Origin of the sequence: Micromonospora sp. S4605, assembly GCF_003176715.1 — a bacterium.
Taxonomy (GTDB): domain Bacteria; phylum Actinomycetota; class Actinomycetes; order Mycobacteriales; family Micromonosporaceae; genus Micromonospora; species Micromonospora echinaurantiaca.
The window spans coordinates 1-5,671 of the sequence record NZ_QGSW01000116.1 but is presented as its reverse complement, the minus strand read 5'-3'; the positions used below and the strand labels follow the sequence as shown (position 1 = coordinate 5,671).

Annotated in this window: 6 protein-coding genes and 3 tRNA genes; 7 read left to right on the top strand and 2 right to left on the bottom strand. The window is 74.7% G+C overall.

The genetic code is table 11. The annotated features are described in order from the left end of the window. Positions 1 to 52 precede the first annotated feature (52 nt). The 3 genes from DLJ47_RS07780 to arfB all read left to right on the top strand — a co-directional run bounded on the left by DLJ47_RS07780 (position 53) and on the right by arfB (position 1,735). Complete coding sequence (locus DLJ47_RS07780) at positions 53 to 781, top strand: S1C family serine protease (RefSeq protein ID WP_109899385.1); 729 nt, start codon at positions 53 to 55, stop codon at positions 779 to 781. A 175-nt stretch (positions 782 to 956) separates the two neighbouring features. Continuing rightward, complete coding sequence (locus DLJ47_RS07775) at positions 957 to 1,253, top strand: hypothetical protein (RefSeq protein ID WP_109899384.1); 297 nt, start codon at positions 957 to 959, stop codon at positions 1,251 to 1,253. A 56-nt stretch (positions 1,254 to 1,309) separates the two neighbouring features. Then, the gene (gene arfB, locus DLJ47_RS07770; protein ID WP_109899383.1) at positions 1,310 to 1,735 is read left to right on the top strand and encodes an alternative ribosome rescue aminoacyl-tRNA hydrolase ArfB; all 426 of its coding nucleotides are present in this window, start codon (positions 1,310 to 1,312) and stop codon (positions 1,733 to 1,735) included. 84 nt (positions 1,736 to 1,819) lie between these two features. Here the strand turns inward: arfB and DLJ47_RS07765 are convergent, their stop codons facing one another. Together DLJ47_RS07765 and DLJ47_RS07760 are read right to left on the bottom strand one after the other, a co-directional pair. Further along, positions 1,820 to 2,689, bottom strand: coding sequence for a 3-methyladenine DNA glycosylase (locus tag DLJ47_RS07765; protein ID WP_109899382.1), 870 nt, complete (start codon positions 2,687 to 2,689; stop codon positions 1,820 to 1,822). Positions 2,690 to 2,723: 34 nt separating this feature from the next. Further along, positions 2,724 to 4,010: a hypothetical protein gene (locus DLJ47_RS07760; RefSeq protein ID WP_109899381.1), complete on the bottom strand. Its 1,287-nt coding sequence runs from the start codon at positions 4,008 to 4,010 to the stop codon at positions 2,724 to 2,726. Between the two features lie 174 nt (positions 4,011 to 4,184). On the opposite strand from DLJ47_RS07760, the gene DLJ47_RS07755 reads away from it, so the two are divergent. The 4 genes from DLJ47_RS07755 (at position 4,185) to DLJ47_RS07740 (ending at position 5,598) form a co-directional block, all read left to right on the top strand. Beyond that, positions 4,185 to 4,988: a fumarylacetoacetate hydrolase family protein gene (locus DLJ47_RS07755; protein WP_109899380.1), complete on the top strand. Its 804-nt coding sequence runs from the start codon at positions 4,185 to 4,187 to the stop codon at positions 4,986 to 4,988. A gap of 106 nt (positions 4,989 to 5,094) precedes the next feature. Continuing rightward, positions 5,095 to 5,166, top strand: a tRNA-Gln gene (locus tag DLJ47_RS07750). 135 nt (positions 5,167 to 5,301) lie between these two features. Further along, positions 5,302 to 5,374, top strand: a tRNA-Glu gene (locus DLJ47_RS07745). Positions 5,375 to 5,525: 151 nt separating this feature from the next. Next, a tRNA-Glu gene (locus tag DLJ47_RS07740) sits at positions 5,526 to 5,598 on the top strand. The last annotated feature ends 73 nt before the right edge of the window (positions 5,599 to 5,671 follow it).

The following is a 5,671-nucleotide window of genomic DNA, read 5'->3' as shown; positions in this document are numbered from 1 at the left end:
GGACGGGGCCGGCGCGGTCCGGGACCCGGCGGGACGGCGCTGGCGGACCCGGCTGCTGGCCGCGCTGGCGGTGGTCGCCCTCGCCACGGTCTCGGGCGGGGCGGCCGGCGGCTGGGTGGCCAGCCGGGACGGCGCACCGGGCGGGACGCCGGCGTCCGCCGCCCCGGTACCGGCCGAGTTGGTCACCGCCGCCGGGAAGACCGTGCCGGGGGTGGTGTCGGTGCTGGTCGGCGGGGCCGGCGGCGCGTCGGCCAGCGGGTCCGGTTTCGCCGTCGACGACCAGCAGCACATCATCACCAACGACCACATCCTGGCCAAGGGCCGCAATGGCTCGGTCACCGTGGAACTACCGGACGGCCGGCGGTTCGCCGCCGAGGTGGTCGGCCGGGAGCCGCGCAGCGACCTGGCGGTGCTCAAGGTGCCGCCGTCGGCCGGGTTGGCGGCGCTGCCGCTGGCGAAACCCGGTGCCACCCGGGTGGGCGAGCCGGTGCTCGCGGTCGGGTCGCCGCTGGGGCTGCCCGGCACCGTCACCGCCGGCATCGTCAGCGCCCTGGACCGGCAGGTCCGGCTCGGGGACAACCGGCACTCCGCGGTGCAGACCGACGCGTCGATCAACCCGGGCAACTCCGGCGGTCCGCTGGTCAACGCGCGCGGCGAGGTGGTCGGGGTGAACACGGCGATCGCCACCATCGACGGCAACGGCTCGATCGGCATCGGCTTCGCCATCCCGATCGACCAGGTGCAGCAGACCGCCGACACCATCATCGGCAAGGGCGGCTGAGGTCCGGCTGCCCGCCCAAGGCTTGTGCCGGCCCGCCGGCCCGGCGGCCCGGCGGCCTGGTCGGCCGTGCCGGCCGGGGCCGGCGGGCCGTGCTGGGAAAGCGGGAAGTGTCGGATACCCGGCGCGGAAGGATCGGACCATGGAAATATTACGCTGAGTATGGATACTGGCGTGGGTGGAGCGTCCTCTCATCGCGGTCCTCCTGCTGGTGGGCCTGGTCATCGGGTGCGGGGTGGGGTCGGCGTACGCCCGGGCTCGTCGAAGTTGGGCCGACTACCAGACCATCAAGAAGAGCGTGCCCGGGGCGCGTCGCGCCGCGTGGCTGCTGATCCGGGCGGTCACCACGAAGATCGGCGTGATCGCCCTGCTGCTGGTCGGCGCGGTCGCGTACGCGGCGGTCGGCGCCGACGGCGAGTCCGCGCAACCGTCGCCCACCCCGAGTGTCACGCCCAGCGAGCGCCCCGGCCGCTAGCCGGTCGCCCACCCCAGGCCACACCGGGCGGGCGGTCCGGCCGCTAGCCTCAAGGAGTGGACGACGGACTGCGGGTGACCGACCGGTGGGTCGTCCCCGCCGGTGAGCTGCGGGAACGCTTCTCCCGCTCGTCCGGGCCCGGCGGGCAGGGGGTGAACACCGCCGACTCCCGGGTCGAGTTGAGCTTCGACCTCGGCTCGTCGCCGAGCGTGCCGGCGTCGCTGCGGGCGCGCGCCCTGGAGCGGCTGGCCAACCGGCTGGTCGACGGTGTGCTCACCATCGCCGCCAGCGAGCACCGCGCGCAGCTGGCCAACCGGGAGGCCGCCCGGGAGCGGCTGGTCGCCCTGCTGCGCGAGGCGGTGGCCCCACCGCCCCCGCCGCGTCGGCCGACCCGGCCGTCCCGGGGCGCCAAGGAGCGTCGGCTGGCCGAGAAGAAGCGCCAGTCGCAGCGCAAGCGGGACCGCCGCGTCGACGGCGAATAGCCGGCCGCGGTTCCTCGCGTCATCTCCGGCATGGCGGCATCCACCCGACCCGGACACCGCCACCTCGTTGATGGCGTCGGCCGGCTAGGCCGGGAGGGCCGCCAGCAGCCGCTCCCGCAGCCGGGCGGCGCGCTCGGCGAAACCGCGTTGGGCCGTCACGTACTCGACCCGCCCCTGCGCCGTCTCCACCCGGACCGGCGGGTAGCCGAGCGCGGCCAGGTCGTACGGGCTGGCTCGCATGTCCAGCGTGCGGATCTCCCGCGCCAGCTCGAAGCAGTCCGCCACCAACTCCGACGGGACCAGCGGCGAGAGCTTGTACGCCCACTTGTAGAGATCCATGTTGGCGTGCAGGCAGCCCGGCTGCTCGTTGGCGTGCTGGGTCTCCCGGGTCGGGGTGAGCAGGTTCAGCGGCCGGGCCGGCGCGGTGAAGAAGCGGTACGCGTCGAAGTGGCTGCACCGGATCCGGTTCGCCTCGACCGTCCGCGCGGTCTGCTCCGGGCTGAGCCGCAGCGGCCAGGCGTTGTGCCGTACCTCGGCCTGGGTCTGTCGGTAGACCATCGCCCACTCGTGCATCCCGAAGCAGCCGAAGTGGCCCGCCCGGCCCGCGGTCGCCGTGAGCAGCGAGCGGATCCAGTCGACCGAGTCGGCTCGGCGGGTGCGCACCGCGGCGGTGTCGAGGGTGACCCCGCCGGCGGTGGGGCGGTAGTCCCGGCCGAACTCGGCCGGGTCCGCGTCCCGCAGCACCGTGCCGGCGCCCGGGTGCCAGCGGCGCAGCTGCGCCGGCCGGTGCGAGTAGTAGGTGAAGAGGAAGTCCTCGACCGGGTGCTTCTCGCCCCGGCGGCGGCGGGCCAGGTGCGGCGTCAGCCAGGCGTCCACCCGCTCCTCGTGCGCCCGCCGCCGGGCCTGCCAGTGCGCGGCGTCGAGCACGGCGGTGGGGGCGAGGGCGGCGGTCACGGACCCCAGGGTACGACCGCCGCCCGCCGACAGGTCAGGGCACGTCCACCCGCACCCCGGCGGAGAAGACCCCGCTGCGCAGCTCCAACTGGGTCGGCGGTTGCCGCCCGGTGACGGTGAAGACCAGCGGCAGCACCATCCGGGTGCCGGCCGCCACCGGTCGGGCGAAGACGTCCCGACCCTGGTTGGCCGCCCGGGTGGCCAGCTCGTCGGTGCTGACGAAGTTGCCGTCCGGCAGGTACGCCCGCTGCAGCCGGCCGTGCCAGCTCTGCTGCTCCGGGCTGACGTTGCGCACCCCCACGGTGGCCTGGCACCGCCGGCCGCCAACCCCGGGGTCGCAGGCAATGCGGTAGACGGTGAACTCGAAGGCCGATTCGCGCAGCGGCACCCCGACCGGGCCGTTCACCCCGCGGCCGATCCACGCCCCGCTCGTCGGCTGGCTGTCGGTGTCGACCGCGGCGACCCGCTGGGTGGCCGTCCAACCGGCCGCGCCGACCGTGCCGGCCAGCACCGCCGCCGCCACTCCGACCAGCAGCCACACCGGCGGGGTGCGGCGACGCTCCGGCGGCCGGGGCGCGGCCGGTCGCGGGTACACGGCCCCGGGCCCGTCGCCGGCCAGGGCCGCGGCCACCGGCCGGCGCCGGCGGCGCCAGACCCAGAGGGCGCCGACCGCGGCGAGCAGCAGCACCGCGGCGAGTCCGGCCAGCACCACGGGTGTCTGGCGCCACACTGGCGCCTCGGTCACCTCGGCGGCCGGCACCGGCGCCGCGTTCCAGGTCGCCGTCGCGCAGTCGTACGGCCGGCTGCCGTCACCGGCGAACGCGCAGGCCGGCGCGGTCAGCGGGCGGCCCGGCGCGGCGGTGGTGAGCGCGGTGCCGAGGGTGGTGGTGCTCTTGGCCGGCAGCCGGAGCCGCCAGGTCACCTCGGTGGGCGAGGCCTGCCCGGCGGACCGGACGGCCCGTCCGCCTGCGGAGATCGCGGTGGCCGACGAACCCGGCGGCAGCTCCTGCCGGATCGTGGTGTCCACCGGCGCGCTGCCGGTGTTGCGCACCTGGATCCGGTAGCGCGGTGCCGGCGTGCTCTCCGGCGCGACCGCCACGGTGACCGGTGACGGCGCCGGTGCCGGCGCTGCCCGGGTCGGGGTGGGCACCGCCGGCGGTGCGGACGGCATGGCCGGTGCGGGTGTCTGCGGGGCCGCCGCCGGTCGCGGCCGGGCGGTGGCCGCCTCCGGGGCCGGGTGCAGCGCCGGCAGCGCGGCGAGGACGCCGAGGCAGTGGACGAACACTGCGAGGGCCTTGTGGTGTCGTGTCGATGCAGGCATACGAACGAACCTCCGCAGCCGACGCTAGGGGCGGCCGGACGTCGTGCGGGTACGAAGCGGGGAATCCCGCCCCGCCGACCGGTGGTCCGGGTATCGTGCCCGGGCCGCGCGCCGGTACCGCTCACCGGCCGTGGCGGCGGCCGGGACGGCTCCGACCGGGGATAGATTGGCCCGGTGCGTATCGCTCGTTTCGCTCATGCCAAGGGAATGTCGTTCGGGGTCGTCGAGGGGGAGCCGGGGGCCGGCCCGCAGGGGCTGACCATCGCCGAGATCGAGGGCCACCCGTTCGGCCAGCTCACCTTCAGCGGCGCCCGGTGGGCGCTCTCCGACGTCCGGCTGCTCTCGCCGATCCTGCCCAGCAAGGTGGTCTGTGTCGGCCGCAACTACGCCGAGCACGCCGCCGAGCACGGCAGCGAGGTGCCCAAGGAGCCGCTGCTCTTCCTCAAGCCGTCCACCTCGGTGATCGGGCCTCGGGACGCGATCCGGCTGCCGATCTTCTCCAAGCAGGTCGAGCACGAGGCGGAGCTGGCGGTGGTGATCGGCGCGCCGGGCGCCCGCCGGGCCGACCGCGCCGCCGCGGAGCGGGCCATCTTCGGCTACACCTGCGCCAACGACGTCACCGCCCGCGACCTGCAGCGCTCCGACGGCCAGTGGACCCGGGCCAAGGGCTTCGACTCGTTCTGCCCGATCGGGCCGTGGATCACCACCGGGCTGGACGTCAGCGACCTGGAGATCCGGTGCGAGGTGGGGCGCGGGCCGGAGGAGATGGAGGTCCGCCAGCTGGGCCGGACCCGGGACATGGTCTTCGACGTGCCGGCGCTGGTGTCGTACATCTCGCACGTGATGACGCTGCTGCCGGGGGACGTGGTGCTGACCGGCACGCCGGCGGGGGTTAGCCCGCTCACGGACGGGGATACGGTCACCGTACGAATCGAGGGCATCGGCGAGCTGAGCAACCCGGTGGTGCCCGTCGCATGACGCGTCGAGAGCCCGTTTCCGCAGCTCAAGGGCGGTTTCGGGGGGCTCGATTTGGCCTGTCGGCACCGGGAGGGTAAAGTTTGTCCCCGGCGCCGCAAGGGGCCAATGGGGTATGGGGTAATTGGCAGCCCGACTGATTCTGGTTCAGTTAGTCTAGGTTCGAGTCCTGGTACCCCAGCAAACCGGTGTTCGTGAGAACGTCGGTCGCTGGATTCTGTTGGAGTCTGCACCGGTCCCGCGAGGGGCTCGGCGAGGTCTCTGGTAAGGTTCAGCGGCGCCGCTCGACAGAGCGGCACGGCAACACAGAGGTTCTGGCCCCGTCGTCTAGCGGCCCAGGACGCCGCCCTCTCAAGGCGGTAGCGCCGGTTCGAATCCGGTCGGGGCTACATCCGGGTACGGCCCGTCTCGCTTCGGTGAGGCGGGCCGTTCCGCTTCTGCGCGGTCTACCCGCCCCGACCCGGTCCACACCCGGTGAGGGGACGCCGCTACACTACAGCGGCACCCGCCCGCCGCGGCGGTGAACGCAGGAAAGTGCCTGGCCCCGTCGTCTAGCGGCCCAGGACGCCGCCCTCTCAAGGCGGTAGCGCCGGTTCGAATCCGGTCGGGGCTACATCCGGAACGGCCCGTCTCGCCCCCGCGAGGCGGGCCGTTCCCTCTCCACCCTCTCCACCCTCTCCACCCTC

Coding starts and splice junctions, on each gene's coding strand:
- DLJ47_RS07760 (WP_109899381.1), bottom strand. CDS start 4,010: ATGCCTGCATCGACACGACACCACAAGGCCCTCGCAGTGTTCGTCCAC.